The sequence below is a fragment of the Latilactobacillus sakei genome, assembly GCA_002953655.1.
Lineage (GTDB): Bacteria > Bacillota > Bacilli > Lactobacillales > Lactobacillaceae > Latilactobacillus > Latilactobacillus sakei_A.
Window position 1 is genome coordinate 1,964,843 of the sequence record CP025839.1, and the last position, 20,152, is coordinate 1,984,994.

Below are 20,152 nucleotides of genomic sequence, written 5' to 3' on the forward strand. Positions count from 1 at the left end.
TTTTTACTAAAAAACACTATTATAAACTCAAGAAAACGTTTTCAAATAAAAATAGACTATTTAAATTCGAAGGTGAGTATATGGTAACCACTTGGTTTCAAGACGCAAAAACTTATATTGAACAAAAAGCAGCACATAACGCGACGACTATCGGTCCGTTTTTCCCCCATACCACACTTGCTGGCCACTATCAGTTAGCAGAACCCCAATGGTGGACGGCTGGTTTCTGGCCCGGCATTCTCTGGCATCATTACAATGCCACGCAAGACCAAGCAACCGCCACTTTAGCTGAGCAACTTGAAGCAAAGATGCAACCACTCTTAAGCGACCCTAGCAAACTCGATCATGACATGGGATTCATGTGGACCCTAACCAGTTTAGCGCGCTACGATCTAACGCACGATTCAAAGGCCAAAACAAACGCTTTGTTAGCAGCCACCTTGTTACTCGGCCGCTTCAATAGTGCTGGTCGTTATTTAGAAGCTTGGAATAGCTGGCAAGGTGCCGACGACACTAGCGGGATTGTTATCATCGACAGTTTAATGAATATCAGTCTCCTTTATTGGGCCAGCGAAGAAACGAGCGATCCCCGTTTTGCAGTTGCGGCAACACAACATGCTGAAACTATCTTGCGTGAATTCGTTCGCGAAGACGGTTCCGTCCATCACATGGTCAACTTCGACTCTGCTACTGGCGAAGTACTTGAAAAAATTGGTGGTCAAGGGTTTGCCGAAATGAGTGCTTGGTCTCGCGGTTGCGCCTGGGCCATTTATGGTTTTGCCATTGCTTATCACTACACACAAAAGCTTGAATTCTTAGCGGCTTCAATGAAAATTGCAAATTACTTCTATTTACACACCGCCAATAGTGCCGTACCTCTGTGGGACTTCAAAATTCCAGCTAATACGACCCAAACAAAATACGATTACCCCGATTCTTCGGCCGCAGCAATTGCCGCTTGTGGCTTCCTACTATTAGGTCGCATCGCCGCTCCTGAAGAACAGGCCTTTTACCACGATGCCGGCGCCGATTTATTGAAACGCCTTTACGACCATGCCACAACACCAACAACTGATGCTGCATTGATCACTCACGGTACCGGTCACTGGCCAGAACAAAAGAATCTGGACACCGGTCTGATTTACGGCGATTACTTCTTCTCCGAAGGCATTTATCAATTAAATGACATTTATAACATTTTCTGGTTAGGAGGCCACTGGCAAGATGCAACCTTACAATCAAACACTCAAGCATAATTCTTTAAAAACACGCACCGATTATGAACAAGCGTTAATTTCATTAATCGATCCCGTCTACAACTTAATGGCGGCTCAAAAAGCTACCGGCCGTGTCCACCTCGGCACAAGTGGCGCTGTTTATGATGAACCACGGCGCGATATCGAAGGTTTTTTACGCAGTTTATGGGGCTTAGGCCCTTTGTGTAGCACACCCGAACGAGCAGCCACTTATGCAACCTATTTTAAAGTTGCCACGGATGGCATTCTAGCAGGTACTGATCCACAATCACCTGATTATTGGGGACAACTGACCGATTACGATCAACTTTTTGTTGAAATGGGGTCTTTAGCAACCTTTCTAACCTTAACGCGTGATTTCTTCTGGGAGACATTAACTGACCAACAACAAATCAACATCCACCAATGGTTAGATCAAATTAACCATCGGACAATTCCACCCACTAACTGGTTATTCTTCCGGATCCTAGTTGATTCCTTTTTCGAAACAGTTGGTTTACCAGTCCCCAATGACCAGATCACCCATGATTTAGCCGACATCGATGGTTACTACCTAGCTGATGGCTGGTATTTCGATGGTTATCGCAATCAAATCGATTACTATATCGCCTGGGGAATGCAGTATTACGGCTTACTCTTTAGTACGCTCACACCGGAAAAAGACAATCCTCACAGCACCACTTTCCGCGAACGGGGCGCACAATTTGCCGCCACTTTTAAAGATTGGTTTGCCGCTGACGGTGCTGCATTACCTTTTGGTCGTAGTCAGGCCTATCGTTTCGCTCAATCCTCATTCTGGGCAGCCGCCGCTTTCACGCACACACCTTTAAATGACGTTTCACTTGGCGAAGTAAAATATCTACTTCTAAACAATATGCGCCAATGGTTCCAAAAACCAATTTTCAATAGCGACGGGACCCTTTCAATCGGCTACGGTTACGCTAATTTAAATATGGCAGAAGGTTACAACGCGCCTGGTTCCCCTTATTGGGCGCTCAAAAACTTCATTATTTTGGCCCTCCCAGATGACGATCCATTCTGGCAAGCCCCAGAAGTCCAACCCACATTCACCACACTTGATCAAAATGACTATAGTCGCATGTTGCTGATTCACAGCCAAGATGGCCAAGAACTCCAAGCATTTACAGCCGGTCAACATTCTCATGAACACGCACATGGCGCAGCCAAGTATGAAAAATTCGTTTATTCAACAACCTTTGGCTTCAGTACGCCTAAAGATACAGTCCTCCCTAAACAAGGGGCCTTCGATAATACGCTCGCCGTTTCCGAAAACGACTATCATTATCAAACTGTCTTCGGTTACCAAGCCTTCCAAACGCACAGTCATTACGTTTATGGTCAATGGCAACCTTGGCCCGATGCCACAGTCAAAAGTTTTATCATCCCTTGTTACCCTTGGCACATCCGGATTCATGTGATTGATAACCAACGGCCCATCAATCTCATCGAAGGTAGCTTTAGCGCCCCTTCCGATGGTCAACCAATCACTAGCCAGTTAGCCAATAGCTGTTTCTACGCAAGTTCCATCGGTACTACCGGGATTGTTTCGCTAACACCAGACTTAACCACCGAGCTCACGGCACCAGAACCAAACACGAATTTTATTTATCCTAAAACAGTCTTACCACAACTGACAGGTCATTTGGCAGTCGGTCACCACACCTTGATTTCAGCATACTTGGGCACACCAGTTCAAGATGTCGCACTACCAGAGACCATCGACGTCCAACTCAAGCAAGACCAAGTCACAATCACAATCGATAAGCAACAAACCCGCATCAAACTGACTGAAATTTAAAAGCCCAATCTTTGGGCTACCTCAAAATATAAGCGGATTATATATGATGAAGGAGTGAATTCTTTTGGCTAAAACCAATCAAGCAGAGATCGATATTGCAAATGCAAACGCGAAAGTAAAAGATGAACAGCAACCCAAACTTCCTTGGATGTTCTCCTGGGCGATGTTCCTGGCGCCAATGGTCTGGTATGGCCCGAACATTGCCGTGCGCAACACCTTAATTCCCCAACTATTCGGTCAAATCGACCCAGCTAATAAAGTCTGGGCTTTCGGAATTATTAGTGCCGCAGCGACGTTTACCGGCGCTATTACCAATTTATTGTTTGGCGCCTTTTCAGATGTGACGCGCTCCAGATGGGGGAGTCGGAAACCTTACATTACCATCGGTACCCTCGTAATGGCGGCCATGATGGTGATTATTGCCAATTCAGCATCGGTCATGACGATTATTTTCCTTTGGATTATCTGTGCAGCCGGTGAAAATGCGGTGGCCGCTTCAATCTATGCGCAAATTTCCGATCGTGTTGCGCCTAAATGGCGGGGCACCGCTTCAACTTTCTACGGTGTTGGCTTCACGATTTCGCAACAAGCGTTCACCATCTTAGCTGCGCAATTCTTGGGTAATATTAAATTTGGGATCTACGCAATGGCGTTAATCTCCGTTATCCTCGGGATTGTCCACCTATTATTGGCGAAAGAACCTAGCAATCTCGACGAACCTAAGATTTCGATCAATAAAGAAACTTTTGCGAAGTACTTCTTCTTCCCAACCAAAGGTGCACGTGATTTCTACCTCGCCTTGTTCGCAAAATTCTTCATGGTTGTTGGTAGCACGATTATTACTACCTATACCTTATTCATTTTCACTGATTATATGGGCGTTACAAGCCAACAAGCCGGCAAATCAATTTCGATTTTCTCAACCTTAATGCTTGTCTTCGGTGTGATTTTCGCCCTGATTTCAGGCCCGTTAGCTGATCGTGCTAAACGGGTGAAGATGCCCGTCTTATTCGCGATTTTCTTGTTAGGGTTTGCCGCCTTATTCCCACTCTTTATCGCGCATCCTTGGGCCATGTATGCTTACGCCGTTTTCGCAGCAATTGGCAACGGCATCTTCAACTCAGTGGATGGCGCCTTAAACCTCAACGTACTGCCTTCGTCTGATACTGCCGGCAAGGATTTAGGCCTAATTAACCTTGCCAATACCCTTTCTCAAATGATTGGCGCACTCGCTGCTTCCGCAATCGTTTCAACTATGGGCTATCAAAAGATTTTCTTAGTCGCCATTATTCTTGAACTAATCGGCGCAGCTCTCATTGCAATGATTCGTTCCGTTAAATAACCAAAAAAACCCTGATATTGGCTAAAGCTAATATCAGGGTTTTTTAGATACTTCAACTATGACGATATTGTTCTTTGTAAATGATCAGCATTAATCCACCAAAACTAATCACACTGATTAAATATCCAATCTTCTGTAAGCGAGTTGTCTGGTAAAAGACGGTCACCTTTCCTTTGCCCTTTAAGGTAATTTGCGTTAAACCGTTTTGCGGGTTCATTTGCATCGGTCTCAGTCGCTTCTCATGATTAATGTTAGCAACATAGCCTTTGTAATAAATAAACGGTACCTCGACCACCGCTTTTTGATGCTTAAGTGTCGTAAATTCGAATTGATACTGCCCCCATGTATGTCGCACGTTAGTGATTTTGACTTTATCAGGTTGGTACTGAACCACTTGTTTTTTATGCTTCAGAATCTTTTGATAATCAGTCTGTGCGGGTAGATACTCATGTCCCGCACCAATATAGTACGGGTTAGGTTGATTGTATTGCGCATTCGTTCTAAAACGCCAACTTTGATTTTGAATACTATTTGTCGCGTAAATAACATTGCCGACGCCCAACATCAGAATAATGGCGTAAAAATAGTACTTGTTATTTAACAACTGCAAATCATCTTTAGCAATCAAGTAACTGACAATCGCTGTGATGATTGCAAAAAAACGCCACGGAAATTGGATTGTATTAATAATCGTATGGTCGAATAATTGCCAAGGCATCAACGGCGTGACCATTATGAACAAACCGAGTGCGATCGCAATCAAATCACGGTCATTTTTGGACCGCCAAAATAGGTAACACGCTAATCCCAATCCTAGTAAAATCGTGATCCCCACATTAACTGTATTCGCATGGAAAACGGCGTTGATTAACGAATTACGGACCACTTCTTTAAAAGCTAGCGTACGATCTGATAAAAAGGCTAGCGGTTGGGAAGAAACTTGAAACGTTGTGGTCGCCATTTGTTCACCCACCGCTAAGAAATACTGCGCTAATAAACCCAATGATAACCCACCAGCTGCGATTAAATACTTAAAACTGCCATTTTTATAAAGCGTCTTAAGGTTCAACAACGTGTAGATCACGATGAAAATCCCCGTCATTTCCACAGAAATCATATGGCTATAACCAATCGCAACCATCCCTACAGCTAGCAAGTACCAATACTGGTGCTTACCAGCCTTCAATCTGGTCATCATTACAATGACTAACGGGAAAAAGGTCAAGGCAATGACTTCCCCGATTGCCTGCCGGTTAACTAAATCAGCAAAGCGATAGATACTAAGGCCATATAACAAAGCAAATATGACGGCCTTCTTCCTTGTAAACCCCGCTAATTTCCCAGAGCCATAAGTCACCAAAAAAGTACTTAAATTAATAAAAATTGCGAAGATCACGAAACTTTCTTTAATCGACAAGCCCATCACTCTTAAAATTGCTGGTAGATAAAGAAAGGCATCTGGGTAAAAAAGACTTGCGGCATAGCCCATCCCGCCAATAAAAAAGTAACTTATTTTAGGGAAAAAGTCGCCATGTTTAATTGAGAGTGCTAAATTTTCCACTCTATTCATGTGAAAATGATAATCGGCTCCAGATAAAATTTTATTAGGTTGTAAATAAACAATAGCGACCATTGCAATACTAACAATTAGAAAAAATAATAGCGTTACAGCTACCACATGTTGACGATAAAAATGCTTTAATCTTGTCATTATCTGCACCTCGTAAAGTCTTCGAAGTATCGACTACCATCTATTCCTGAATGGATGAATCTGATGGTGGATACTCGTTATAGATTAACTTTACCGAATTGCACTTGAAAATGTACAGTAATTTGTTTTGCGATTAATAAGATAAAAATTAATATTTTAAATATAACTAGACACTAATGCTTTTAACGATATACAAAAACGAGCTAATAATTAATTAACCCGTTTTTGTATATGTGGTTTATAAATGAATATAATAATAATTAACTAAAAGCGTTTAAATAATCCGTACTGATATCAAACTGGCGAGTACGACCTAATTCTGGAAAATATAAGTCACTAGCCCATTGCCAAGAAGCATTGCCAGTGTGTAATAATTGGTCATTAGAAGGGTTCAGGGGCCATTCAGCGACCCAGCAGGTCTTTGCGCCTAATTTAGTCATATCCAACACTGAAGAAAACCACGATTTAGAGGAATAATGATAGACATTTTTAAAACCGGCCGCTTTTAAAGTGTCGGCGAATTTCAAAGCATTGCTAGTCGCATTCGGACTGTTAACTGATTCGTAATCATTCACAAAAGATGTATTTTGCGCTAACTTCAATTCTTTGGCATAGTTCATAAAGTAAGTGGCCTCTTCCGCAGCTTCTTGGGGATTAGCGAACCAACTAAAATGGTAGACACTCACTTTTAACCCGGCTGCCTGGGCATTTGCAATCTGTTCAGGGGCTAAGGGATTGCGGTAAGAATCCCCCTCCGTTAATTTAACGATGACGCCTTTAATCCCGTATTGATTCTTCATTAATTGGAATTCATCTTTTGAGATGCTGCCATTATTACTCGAAATATCAATAAAATCTTTCGCCGGACGACCAGTTTCAGCCGCTGAGATCCCTGATTCATCGGCAAAATACGCGGGACCATTTTGTTTGATCAAATCACCCAGCGCATGATTATTATTCTCATTAATAATAGTGTGCGTTATGGCACCTGAACTGCCAGTCTGGTTAGTCGCATACACCGTATTTTGTGTCAGCAAAGCACTCGATAGTAATAGCGTTCCTAAAGTTAACGTCACAATTTTTTTCATTGTTGGCCCCCTGCGTATTCTTTTAGATTATGATTATCCATCAGTATGAATAAGATTTACACTATAGATACCATATGTATATTATTAAATAGCGCCGATTTAAAATCAACTAATAACCCTTTTAGATAAGCCAAACAAAAAAGACCTGCGTCAAAGACTCAGGCCCTACATTGTATATGTCCTACTATTAGCGGATGCATTTAGTCGTTGATTGTCTCACGACAAGTTCTGTGCTCAAAACAATCCGTTGAGCAATTGACGGGTTTTCAATTCGTTTTTGTAATAACGCCATACCGACCTCACCCATTTCTTCAGTAAAGGTCTTAACTGTCGTCAGCGGCGGGTTCAGATAACGCGCAAAGGACAGGTCATTAATACCGACTACCGAAATCGTCTCTGGTACCTTAATCTGTTGAGCTGCTAATTCATTCATCACACCAATCGCCATCGCATCGTTGGCGGCTAGAATCGCCGTTGGTAATTCATCCCCCCAACTGGCTAGTGCCTGTTTAGTTAATGTTTCGCCTAAACTGACTGACAAACGCGCATTAGTATCGACAAAAAAATAGTGCTCATCAAATAATTGATAATGCTGCATAATATCACGATACGTATTTACAACCGGTGTCCGGTATGGACGGTAACCATGTAAGTTATCGTGTTCCTCAGCCCCGATAAAGGCAATCTTTTGATGCCCTAACTGAATTAAGTGCTCAATTGCCAACTCAGCCGCTTGTTCATAATCACTGTTAACCGTATCAAAATTCTGAAGCGGAAAATTAGTCCCAATAAAAACAGCATTCTCGCTCAGCTTAACAATCCTTTTGATGGTTTGCTCGTCAAACTTCCCAATACAGATACTACCAACAACTGACTGCATAGCATCTGAAGCTGTATCTCCCTTAATCAGATTATATCCCAGCTGTTGGGCTGCTTTTTCAGCACCAATTCGAATCGACATATAATAAAGATCATCGAATTCTTCATCACCTTGCCGCCATTGGAATAAAGCAATATTCTTTTCCGTAGCTTTGGTACTCTTGACCTTACGCTTCTTATGTTTCTTCGTTTTATATTTTGTGTAGTTTAGCGCTTCGGCGGTTTCAAACACCTTACGCTTAGTCGCTTCAGTAACGCTCAATGATGCATCGTAATTTAAAATTCGCGATACAGTCGCAATTGAGACATTCGCTTGTTCCGCAATGTCGCTAATCGTTGCCATGGTGACTCCCTTCGATAACTTAACTAAAAAAATAAGCCACGACTTATTTTGAGGCATTCGCAATCGCACCAAAGTGATCATGCCTATCCTCTATTATAGACTATTTCAAGCCTAATATAACAGGAATTAGACGAGTATTCCGGTCAAAATAAAAAAGCCATCGCTAGGATGACTGCTTAAAATTTATTATTCATCTAACGTATACACCTTAGGGTTCTGTGCAGCGTTGATGACAGCATCTGAATATTCATATCGAGTCCCAACATCATGCCAATTTAACGCGTTTATCTCTTCAAAACTAATATCATCAATTGGCCGTAATCCCAATGCTTCCGACGGCGATTGCCAGTAATAGCTGATTGTCTGATTACTATTCACGAGATAACCACCGATTGTTGAGCCATTCCCTGAATTACCGGATAGAATATAATGCATTTCTTCATTTGGCTTCGTTTGAACATGGAATTCTATATCATTTTCAAAACCATTAACATGCTCTGTAAAATCAGTCATTTTTAACAAGTACCCCACAATATTTGCATCTGTCGGTCTGTTTTGTGTATTATGTTGTCCCTTTTTCTGATAACCGGCGATAACCTCTGCTTTTGTTGTTTTCTGAATACTTGATAACGTTAGCCAGTCGCCATTTCCGAACCGCGACCCACTTTGACCCGATAAATTACGAATTTGGTATTGCCCATTATTATTCCTTAAATCAAATTTCGATACGCCTTTTGCAACATGTTGCTCTCCAGTATCAGTATCTACCATAATTAAGCCATTACTTCTCAATTCATAATACCCAGCATTTTTATAAATAATTGTCCCCGAACTCATGATTTGAGTAGTACCGTCTGCAGGATAGACAATGCTAAATTGCCCATCATCTTCTAGCGATTCAATATTAACCGCCAAATAATTTGATGTGGTCCAAGAACCAGTTGTTAAATTCTGGTGCGCCACCGTTGATTCTTTTTTAGCCGTGATCACTTTTTTCCGCGTCATACTAGATGTGGTCGTCGTAACTTTCTTTTTCTTTATATTATCCTGTATTTTATGATGCTGCGTATCAGGCGTTGCTTGCGTTCGCATCATGCCGCCTAGTTTGAACCCGGCAATAATAATTAGTCCCAAAATTAAAACAGCCCCAATAATCTGCTTCATTTGCTTTGTCATTTACTTACTCCCCCGTAAAAGTATTAATAATTCCGCTATCTATCGCTTCAGTATACCTGATGTTAATCACAAATAAAATATCAGCTAAATCACAACAAATAAAAAAACTAGGTTTCAGAATCAACCTAGCATTTCTCAATTCTTACTTCTGATTATATTGTTTTAACGCTAATGCAAAGTCTCCAAGTGTTGCCGATCCATTGTTCTCAACTAACGGCATCGTTATATAATCTTCTAACTTAGGGACTTCAACATAATTGTTTAATTGCTCCTTAAATTGCAATCTAACTTTATCTAAGAAGATTTTATTAACTACCCCGCCTCCTAAAACAATTTTATTAGGGCGAATAATCAAGGTTTGTTGCACCACAGCTTGTGCTAAATAGTAGGCCATAATATCCCAAACCGGGGCTGACTGATCGACATCCTGTCCTTTTTTGCCTAATCGCTTCTCAAAAGTGGGCCCAGCAATCAATCCCTCTAGGCAATCACCGTGAAATGGGCAGATACCTTTGAAATTTAAATCATCTGGATGTCGCTTCACGAGGACGTGTCCCATTTCAGGATGGCCCAAGGTTCCGATTAATTGACCATTGATAATAGCACCAGCACCAACCCCCGTCCCCACCGTATAGTAAACTAGCGAATCAACAGGCTCCTGCGATATCTGAGCAGCTACATATTCACCATATGCTGAACCATTGACATCCGTTGTAAAAATAATTGGGCGTGCAAGTTCCTTCTTTAGATAACCCACAAAATCGACATCATGCCACCCAAGCTTGGGAGTATTTGTAATATATCCATATTTGGCGTGATTTTTCCGTAATTCGATTGGCCCAAATGAAGCGACTGTTATTACTGTCACATTTGGGAATTTTTTAAAAAAGGTGACTACTCGCGCTAAAGTTTCTTGTGGCGTTGTCGTCGCAAATGTTACTTTATCCTTAACTTGATAGTACTCATCGCCCACGGCACAAACAAATTTAGTTCCGCCGGCTTCTACACTGCCCACTAATAATTCACTCATGTTACTTTTCCTCATTCCCGATAGCTACAACCAACGCATCATACGGCTGTAATACACCACTTGTCGCTATTTTATTTAATAATAAATTATTACTAATAATTTTTTGGTTAGGTCCGAAGTGCTGAATGGGTAACGTATAACTTTCTCTATTCTTAGATAAGTTAATAATAACTAACCAACTCTGTTCTCCTAACATCCGTTTGTAGCTAATCACATTTTGATTACCTGTCGGTACATTTTCAAACCGACCTTGGCGAATAATTGCGTTACGTTTTCGTAACTTTATTAACTGCTGGTAAGTCGCATAAATAGAGCGTTCATCTTGTTTGGCCAATTCAACATTGATTTCTAAATAGTTAGGGTTTACCGGTAACCATGGCGTCCCATCTGTGAAACCTGATTGATTCTTACCATTCCATTGCATCGGATGCCGCGCGTTGTCTCGACCTTTAGCATTAATCCCATTTAAGATATCACTTATCGCATAGCCTTGTTGCTGTCGTTGTTGGTAAACGCGCCGACTCTCAATATCCTCAATTTCGTGATAACTCGTAATTGGATAATTGGTCATGCCAATTTCCTCACCCTGATAAATATACGGGGTTCCTTTAAGCATATGCAGGTAAATTGCTAATGCTTGCGCACTTTTTTCACGATACTGGCTATCGTCTCCCCAACGTGACACAATTCGCGGTAAATCATGATTACTCCAAAATAACGAGTTCCAACCAACGCCATCTAGCGCTAATTGCCATTTACTAAATACCGCATGTAACTCTGCTGGAATAAGTGGTTTTAAATCCCAGCGAGTCATCCCTGGTTGTTTATCTAAATTAATTTGTTCAAATTGAAAAATCATCGATAGTTCGTGGCGATTAGGATTACTGTACAGCTGGCCAATTTCAGGTGTTGCCCCCCATGTCTCTCCAACCGTTACTACATCATACTGTGAAAGCACCCTTGCATTCATCTCTTGGAGATACGCATGTAATTGCGGTCCGTTTTCCTTAATTTTGTGGTCGGGTTCCTTCCCTATCAGATCAATAACGTCCATCCTAAAACCACCAATCCCTTTTTGAAGCCACCAAGTCATCATCTGGTAGACGGCTTCTCTAACTTTAGGATTTTGCCAATTTAAATCTGGTTGTTCTTTCGCATAAAAATGTAAATAATATTGCCCAGTAACCGCATCAAACGCCCAAGCTGATCCTTTAAAATTACTTTGTAAATCATTCGGAACACTACCATCGGTTGCAGGGTCTCGCCAAATATAGAAATCACGATACGGATTATCTTTTGATTTTCTTGCTTCTAAAAACCATGGATGTTGGTCACTTGTATGATTAACAACTAAGTCCATAACAATTTTAATCTTACGAATCTTCGCCGCTTCAATTAACTGCTCCATATCCACCATAGAACCATATTCCGGATTAATTGCCTGATAATCTGAAATATCATAGCCGTTATCAACATTAGGAGATTGATAAACTGGTGACAGCCAAATTACATTTACACCCAGATCAACTAGGTAATCTAATCTTTGAATAATACCCTGAATATCACCAATTCCATCGCCATTACTATCTTGAAAACTTCTTGGATAGACTTGATAAAATACTGCATTTTGCCACCAGTTAGTTTGCATGTAACTACCCCTTAATCCTTTTTAGCGTGTAATTGAATAATTTCTTCACCTTGCATAGCAGCCCTGTCGACTGTTAAAAGCGAATCAACTTGTGCATATCCCGCTGTATTCGTCACAATAGTCATTGTTAGCGGTGTTAGCCCTGCCTGTTTAATCTTATCAATATCAAAATGACCTAATAAATCGCCTTCGCTAACATGTTGTCCCTGTTGGACAATCTTTTCAAAACCTACACCATTTAAATTAACTGTATCTAAACCAATATGAATTAGCACTTCCGCACCATCATCCGATTTTATCCCGTATGCGTGACCTGTATCAGCCGCAATTGTTATCACACCGGTAACTGGTGCAAGTACATCTTGAGAAGTTGGCATAATCGCAATACCTTTTCCCATTGCTTCACTTGCAAAAACTGGATCGGGTACTGATGCTAAGTCAACAATTCGTCCGGTAACTGGTGCACTAATCTTTTCATCTTGTAATCTCTCCACTACTTCTGGGGTAGCTGGTGCTTCATTGATTATTTCTTCTTCAGTTGTCTTCATTGCCTTTTTACCATATAAGTATGTCCCCACAAATGCGATTACGAAACTAATAATAGCTCCCATCATAAAACTAGGGATACTCTTAGGTGCAATCGCAATAAACCCAATAATTCCTGCAGGTCCCATTGATACTGATAAAACATGTAATAAACCAATAATAAATGATGAGATTCCTGATGCAATTAAACCAATAAAGAATGGAAACTTCAATTTTAAATTAACTCCAAATAATGCTGGTTCAGTAATTCCCAACATCGCAGAAATCCCAGCAGAAGTCGTTAATGACTTTTGTTGTTTATTCTTAGTAACGAAGAACACAGCGAAAGTTGCAGCCCCTTGAGCAATATTTGCCATCGCCGCAACGGGAAAAATAAACGATCCACCAGTTTTGGCAATATCTGCCAAAAGTGTCGTTTCAATTGCCGGGAAGCTTTGATGCAAGCCAGTTAAGACAATTGCTGAATATCCCAGGCCAAAAATCCCCATACCGACTGCACCTAACGTTTGATAAGCCCATACTAAACTATCAGTAACACCATTTGAAACAATTCTCAATGCAGGACCAACTAATGTAAAGGTTAAAAATCCTGTGATAATAATCGATAACATTGGTGTAAACGTAAAATCAACAGCATCATTTAAATGTTTATGGAAGAATTTCTCTAAATTAGCAAGAATGAAGGCAACTCCGATAACCGGAATTACTTGACCTTGATAACCAGCTTGCGCAATATTCAATCCAAAGACATGCCAATACGTCATATGCCCTGTAGCAATACTTTCAGCAACCCCATAACCATTAACTAGGTTAGGCATAACTAACATCATTCCTGCTGCCGCACCTAGATATGGGTTCCCACCAAATCGCTTAGTTGCAGAAAATGCAATTAAAATTGGTAAGAAGGTAAATGGCGCTGACGACATCATATTGACAATCTCAGCGAATCCTTTCCACTGTGGAAACATCTGGACAATTGATTGTGCGCCAAACAAGCCTTGACCTGTCAAAACATTATTAATAGCCATTAATAGGCCGCCAGCAGTTAAAGCTGGTATTAATGGCACAAAGATATCGCTTAAAACCTTAATGAATTTCATAATAATATTGTCTTTATTATCAGCCGCAATATTTTTTAATTCTTCTTTAGAAGCTTCTTTAATATTTACAATCTTAATAAATTCGTCATAAACGGTGTTAACATCCCCTGGACCAACAATAATTTGATATTGGCCATTCGCATTAAACGTACCCTTTAGATCTGGATCATTATCTAATGCTGCTTGGTCTATTATTTTCACGTCCTTCACAACTAATCGTAACCTAGTCGCACAATGAGCAGCCGCAACCACATTGTCTTTTCCAACTGCCTGAGCTATTCGTTTCGCTACTTCCTTATGATTCATGCCGAACACTCCTTTTAACATTATTGTTTTACATATTTTTGCAAACGCTTTTCAAATACGATAATACAACCGTTTACATTTTATGTCAAACGATTATCATATTTTATAAAAAATACATAACATACTTATTTATAAAGGTTTTAAAGAATGATATACGTTTGACATATCAAACGTTTACATTTATATTATATTTATTAATACCATGTCACAAAGGAGTTTATTATGCCATTAATTACAAACTGGACACGTCAAATACGCTATCAACCTTACTCAGATTGGTCCATCGATTATCAACAACAATTGTTGAATCGTGTCCAAAATTCACCCTATCGTCTCAATTACCATATTCAGCCAGATACAGGTTTATTAAATGATCCCAACGGTTTCTCTTATTTCAATCACCAATGGCACTTATTTTATCAAAGTTATCCTATGGGACCAGTTCACGGTCTAAAATCCTGGCACCATCTTATTTCAGATGATCTTATTGATTGGCGCAAAGCAACTCCTTTATTACCTGGCGGAAATTACGACAGTCACGGCGCATATTCTGGTAGTGCATTACCAATTAATGATAGACTCTTCCTTTTTTATACTGGTAACGTCAGAAATAGTGACTGGGAGCGAACACCTTTTCAAAACGGTGCATGGCTCAGTCAAGCAGGTACCATCAGCAAAATATCTGAGCCTCTAATCAAACAACCACGCCATTATACTGATCATTTCCGAGATCCAATGATTTTTAAGTATCAAGACCAAATCATGGCGCTAATTGGCGCTCAAGATAACAATAAAATTGGTAAGATTGCCGTTTTTAAAGCGGATCACAATAACATTAATAATTGGCGCCCGCTCGGCGAATTAACTTTTACAAGTGAAAAACTAGGTTACATGGTTGAATGTCCTAATCTCATCTTTATTAATCATCAGCCGGTTTTAATTTTTTGCCCACAGGGTTTAACATCCGAAGTTATTTCTTACCAGAACATCTATCCAAATATGTATGTGGTTGGTCATTCATTCGAACTCAATACAACCACCATTACGCAGCCTTCTGAGCTTACTAATCTTGATGACGGCTTTGACTGTTACGCCACACAAGCTTTTAATGCTCCAGATGGTCGTGCACTGGCAGTAAGTTGGTTAGGTTTACCTGAAATTGAATATCCAACTGATAAAGACGGTTGGGCTCATTGCCTAAGCCTAGTTAAGGAATTAACACTCCATGATAATCAACTTTATCAATACCCCGTCGAAGAAACAAAAGCGCTCCGCCAAACAAAACAAATCGTATCACTCAGTAAACAAAGCACAATACCTACAACTAACGCTTATGAATTAGAACTCGAAGTGCCGGCAAACACTAGCCAAACTCTTCACGTCTTTAGCAATCCCTCGAAATCAAATAGTTTAGTACTTACTATTGATACAACAAATGGTAAAATTACAATGGATCGTTCTGCTGCTGGGGTCTCATTTGGCCAACAATATGGTCAAATCAGAACAACTAATGTTCAACCCCATCATCCTATTCACATTAACTTATTCGCAGATCAATCGGTCGTTGAACTTTATATCAACCATGGTGCCAAAGTTATGAGTAGTCGCTTATTCCCAGCGGAAAATCAAAATACAATCTGGGCAGAGATACCACAAAAAGCACAACTTTGGCCTTTATCTAAAGTAAATAACAACTGATATGACTAGCTTTAGGGGGGGAAAACGTGCCTACAAAACTAACGGATGTTGCCAAATTGGCAAAGGTCAGTCCGACAACAGTTTCTAGAGTCATTAACAACTATGGTTATCTTAGCCAAAAAACAATTGATAAGGTTCATGCCGCTATGGCCGAATTAAATTATCAACCTAATAATTTAGCAAGATCGTTACAAGGAAAGAAAGCACAAATGATAGGGCTTATTTTTCCTTCTGTTAGTAATCCGTTTTTTGGAGAATTAATTGAACGCCTCGAAAAGAAACTTTTTGATAAAGGCTACAAGAGTATTCTTTGTGATAGTAACCGTGAGCCTGAAAAAGAAAAAGCATATCTAGGTATGTTAGCCGCAAATCAAGTAGACGGTATTATTGCAGGAGGTCATAATACCGAACTACAAGAATATGAAAAAATGAGTGCACCCGTTATTTCATTTGATCGACTATTGAGTACACACATTCCCATTATTTCCAGTGATAACTTTGCCGGCGGTCAAATCGCCACCAACACCTTGATTAACCTCGGCGCTAAACGGATCGGTATTATTACTGGTAGTAACGAAACTAATTCACCGACGCTTTTACGACTTAATGGCTATTTAGATGCACTACAAAAAAGGGGCTTAGATCCTTTTGTCTTCCAAGTTAAAAGCACCACTTCAGATAGTCTTAAAAAAATCGAAATTGCGCGTATTCTCCGTGAAGAACACTTAGATGGCCTTTTTTGTACTGATGATTTAACTGCTATTTCCGTAATAAATGAAGCCCAAAATCAAAATATTAAGATTCCTCAAGATCTTAAACTAATTGGCTATGATGGTACCGAGCTAATTCAAAAATACTTTCCACAGCTAACAACGATTATTCAACCGATTGACGAGATTGCCTCACTATTAGCAGAACTAATTACTCTACGGATTGAAGACCCTAGTGCCCCATTAGAGACGCGCTACACTCTACCCGTAAAATTATTACAATCTAATTCAATTTAAAAAGAGGTAGTCGGGATAAAATTATTTTATCCCGACTACCTCTTTTTTATTTACTAACAAGACTTAAAATGATAAACAACTGTATGAAAATCGGTCTTATTTCGAGGTAACGTTAATCCAACATTCATTAACTCGTCCCCACCATATTGTTCACCTGAATCAGATTGATATACCTTGTTAGGATCTAAATAATTTAATTTAAATACCGGATAATGCGGTGCTGCTTGTGCTAGTTCACTGTAAATCAACACATTAAATTCACTACGATTTTCATTGATGATCAACCAAGCAGTGTAGTTATCATCAGTAACAACTAAGCGATAGAACCGACCAAACTGAGTTAATTGCCGTTCTTTTTTTGCGATTTTGGTTTGTTGTTTAATCTGTTGTTTCTCATCAGCACTTAATTGCGTTAAATCAAGTTCATAACCTAGGTTCCCAAACCTCGCAATATCAAACCTCGTCTGTACATCTGTTGTTCTACCTACTTGATGATTAGGAACTGCACTCACATGTGCGGCCATCGTAACTGGTGGGTATAATAAACTATAGCCATCTTGGATAACAACTCTGCTTGGTGCATCTGTATTATCACTCGTCCAGGTCTGTGGCATGTAATATAGCATGCCCGGATCAAACCGTCCGCCTCCACTTGAACAACCTTCAAATAATACTGTTGGAAATTCATTCGTAATCACTTCTAACACATGATATAAACCTAAGATATAGCGGTGCCAAACCTCACCTTGTTGACTATCATCAACTGCCGTACTATAAACATCTGACATATGTCGATTCATATCCCATTTAATATAATCAATTTTTCCAGTACTAAGATGTTGTCTCAGCATTTGTATTAGATAATCTTGAACCGCTGGGCGTGTCAAGTCTAACACTAATTGATTTCTACCTTCCATCGGTTCGTAATTTGGAACATGTAAACACCAATCTGGATGCTGACGATATAGATTACTTTTCCGCGAAATCATCTCAGGTTCAAACCACAGTCCAAATGACAAACCATATTGCTTAATCTTATCCGCTAACTGTCCAATTCCATGCGGTAATTTGGTCTGATCAACTGACCAGTCCCCCAAAGATGTCGTATCATCGTTACGTCCAACAAACCACCCATCATCCAAAACAAATAATTCGATACCAACATCGGTCGCTTCTTGCGCCAATGCTTCACATTTAGCATCGTCGATTGCAAAATACATTGCTTCCCAAGTATTAATTAAAATCGGCCGCTCCTGGTGACTAAAACGCTGCGGTACTAAATGATTCTGGTACAGTTGATGAAAATTCTGACTCATTCCGTTTAACCCAGCCATACTATAGTTCATGATAGCCTCTGGTGCGATAAATGTTTCGTTCTGTGCCAAGCGCCAATCAAATGTATCTGTATTCAAACCTAGCTGTGCGCGAATATTACCGTATTGATCTTGTTCAACCTGTCCCATAAAATTACCACTATAAACCAAATGAAATCCATAAACCACACCGGTATATTCTGTTGTTTCAGGAGATAAAAGTGCGAAGAAAGGTTGGTGTTGCGGACTACTTGCACCGCGAACACTTTCTATTTTTTGGATGCCTGGATAAATAGGATGTTGATTGCGATTAGCTTCATTAATATGTGCTCCATATAATGATAACCAGGATAGCTTTTGCGGTGTAAAATCGATTGATAAACTTTGACAATTCTGAATTGTAATTGCTTGTTGCCCAATATTTGTCACTTCTTGATGCGTTGCGATAATATCTAAACCCTTAAAAATTGTATAATACATCGCTACCCGCACACCGGCTTTCAAATCCTCCAAATTAATGCGTAGTGTTTGTGCATCATTATCACTAACAATATAAGTTGACGGTAAGCCATTTAGCTTAGGTTTCCCAGTAATAATTTGGTAATCCCGATATTCTAAGTCAAGGTGAGTATTATGACTTGCTTGCCGAATTGTTAAAGCAGGAATTCGATAATCCCCCGTATCTCGTGTTGGACAAATTAGTGGTAACTCACCTAACGAAAACGTTCGATCTGTCGAAGGATTAACAGCTAATCCACGGTCCGTAAACCGGATAGTGTTACTTTCATGATACTGACGAATATGAGCACCAAAATAGCGATGAATTACATATTTTTGTTGAACGATTGCTAAGACCATACTGATACGCCCATTATCTAGGTAAAATATTGCCTTTTTTTCATCAAAACTAATCATTTTATCACATCCTATTTCCACTTATTTATTCTATGATAAAATGAATACTAATCCACAACAAGAGTAACAAATTTAATGGGAGGGTAATAAATTGGGGCTCAATCATTCTTTTCAGCTGCACTATGATCACACACAGTACTTTCATTTAATCGGTGGTGGAAATGAAACTGTCACTGCGAATTATTATTGGGACTGTCGCCAAAGAACTGGGAACTATTGCCTTTTTCAATATACAATTAAAGGACAAGGTCATTTACAAATTGGCGATAGTCATTACACCCTAAAACCCGGTGATGCCTTTTTAGCGACAATTCCTGGTAACCAAATTTATTCATTAGCACCAGATAGTATAAATTGGCAATTTATCTACTTGGAATTCTCACCTCATTTTATTGATCAATGGCACCAAATGACACAAGATACGCCCGTACTGAATTTTAAGGAACATCCCCTATTCGTTAAAAGTTGTCTAACGTTAAATCAAATAGGTCTCCAAAATGCGTTTAGTGATTATTTCGAAAATACAAGTCGATCAGCGCAATTTTTCTTTGATCTCTTACGAATTAGTCAATATACTAACCAATCAGCTCAAGATAAATATCCAGAATGGTTAAGCCGTTACCGTCAGTGGCTAGATACCCATTACGATCAGGATGTTTCATTAGAAGAGGCGGCCAATCTTTTCAATAAGTCAAAATACACACTTATTAAGACTTTTAAACATCATTATCAACAATCACCGAAACAATACTTAATTGATTTGCGTATTAAAAAAGCAATGCGTTTACTCATTGAGCATCCTGACTTAACCGTCAAAGTGGTGGCACAAAAGTGTGGCTTTCAGTCGGCTAATTACTTCACCAAAGTTTTCCATAAAAAAACAACGTACCCTCCTCTAAAATTTGCTCAAGAAAATACATTGCACAATAGTAGTGTTCATTATTTTAATAACTAAATCTGCGCTTATTAATAAAC

General features: G+C 39.8%; 14 protein-coding genes. 6 read left to right on the forward strand and 8 right to left on the reverse strand.

The window, feature by feature from the left end:
- Positions 1-80: 80 nt before the first annotated feature.
- From C0213_09795 to C0213_09805, 3 genes are all read left to right on the forward strand, one after another.
- A complete protein-coding gene (locus C0213_09795; protein AUX12685.1) occupies positions 81-1,256 on the forward strand; it encodes a glycosyl hydrolase in 1,176 nt (391 codons plus the stop codon).
- Positions 1,225-3,075, forward strand: coding sequence for a hypothetical protein (locus tag C0213_09800; protein ID AUX12686.1), 1,851 nt, complete (start codon positions 1,225-1,227; stop codon positions 3,073-3,075). The genes C0213_09795 and C0213_09800 overlap by 32 nt, the downstream gene beginning before the upstream one ends.
- Before the next feature lie 64 nt (positions 3,076-3,139).
- The gene (locus C0213_09805) at positions 3,140-4,417 is read left to right on the forward strand and encodes an MFS transporter (protein ID AUX12687.1); all 1,278 of its coding nucleotides are present in this window, start codon (positions 3,140-3,142) and stop codon (positions 4,415-4,417) included.
- Between the two features lie 52 nt (positions 4,418-4,469).
- Here the strand turns inward: C0213_09805 and C0213_09810 are convergent, their stop codons facing one another.
- From C0213_09810 to C0213_09840, 7 genes are all read right to left on the reverse strand, one after another.
- Complete coding sequence (locus C0213_09810; protein AUX12688.1) at positions 4,470-6,128, reverse strand: hypothetical protein; 1,659 nt, start codon at positions 6,126-6,128, stop codon at positions 4,470-4,472.
- A gap of 260 nt (positions 6,129-6,388) precedes the next feature.
- Positions 6,389-7,147: a cell wall hydrolase gene (locus C0213_09815; GenBank protein ID AUX12841.1), complete on the reverse strand. Its 759-nt coding sequence runs from the start codon at positions 7,145-7,147 to the stop codon at positions 6,389-6,391.
- A gap of 256 nt (positions 7,148-7,403) precedes the next feature.
- Entirely contained in the window at positions 7,404-8,438 is a 1,035-nt protein-coding gene (locus C0213_09820) for a LacI family transcriptional regulator (protein ID AUX12689.1), read from the reverse strand.
- 186 nt (positions 8,439-8,624) lie between these two features.
- Complete coding sequence (locus tag C0213_09825; GenBank protein AUX12690.1) at positions 8,625-9,614, reverse strand: hypothetical protein; 990 nt, start codon at positions 9,612-9,614, stop codon at positions 8,625-8,627.
- 142 nt (positions 9,615-9,756) lie between these two features.
- Positions 9,757-10,659, reverse strand: coding sequence for a fructokinase/branched chain amino acid--2-keto-4-methylthiobutyrate aminotransferase (locus tag C0213_09830; protein ID AUX12691.1), 903 nt, complete (start codon positions 10,657-10,659; stop codon positions 9,757-9,759).
- Complete coding sequence (locus C0213_09835) at positions 10,646-12,292, reverse strand: glucohydrolase (protein AUX12692.1); 1,647 nt, start codon at positions 12,290-12,292, stop codon at positions 10,646-10,648. The genes C0213_09830 and C0213_09835 overlap by 14 nt, the downstream gene beginning before the upstream one ends.
- An 11-nt stretch (positions 12,293-12,303) precedes the next feature.
- On the reverse strand, positions 12,304-14,244 hold the full coding sequence (locus tag C0213_09840) for a PTS beta-glucoside transporter subunit EIIBCA (protein ID AUX12693.1): 1,941 nt from the start codon (positions 14,242-14,244) through the stop codon (positions 12,304-12,306).
- A gap of 222 nt (positions 14,245-14,466) precedes the next feature.
- Here C0213_09840 and C0213_09845 point away from each other — a divergent pair, with 222 nt between their 5' ends.
- Both C0213_09845 and C0213_09850 read left to right on the forward strand, forming a co-directional pair.
- Positions 14,467-15,942, forward strand: a complete 1,476-nt coding sequence (locus tag C0213_09845) for a sucrose-6-phosphate hydrolase (GenBank protein AUX12694.1) — start codon at positions 14,467-14,469, stop codon at positions 15,940-15,942.
- Between the two features lie 26 nt (positions 15,943-15,968).
- Complete coding sequence (locus C0213_09850) at positions 15,969-16,949, forward strand: LacI family transcriptional regulator (protein AUX12695.1); 981 nt, start codon at positions 15,969-15,971, stop codon at positions 16,947-16,949.
- Positions 16,950-17,002: 53 nt separating this feature from the next.
- Here the strand turns inward: C0213_09850 and C0213_09855 are convergent, their stop codons facing one another.
- Positions 17,003-19,177, reverse strand: coding sequence for an alpha-galactosidase (locus C0213_09855; GenBank protein AUX12696.1), 2,175 nt, complete (start codon positions 19,175-19,177; stop codon positions 17,003-17,005).
- Positions 19,178-19,268: 91 nt separating this feature from the next.
- Between C0213_09855 and C0213_09860 the strand changes: the two genes are divergently transcribed.
- Positions 19,269-20,132: a hypothetical protein gene (locus C0213_09860; protein AUX12697.1), complete on the forward strand. Its 864-nt coding sequence runs from the start codon at positions 19,269-19,271 to the stop codon at positions 20,130-20,132.
- Positions 20,133-20,152: the final 20 nt, after the last annotated feature.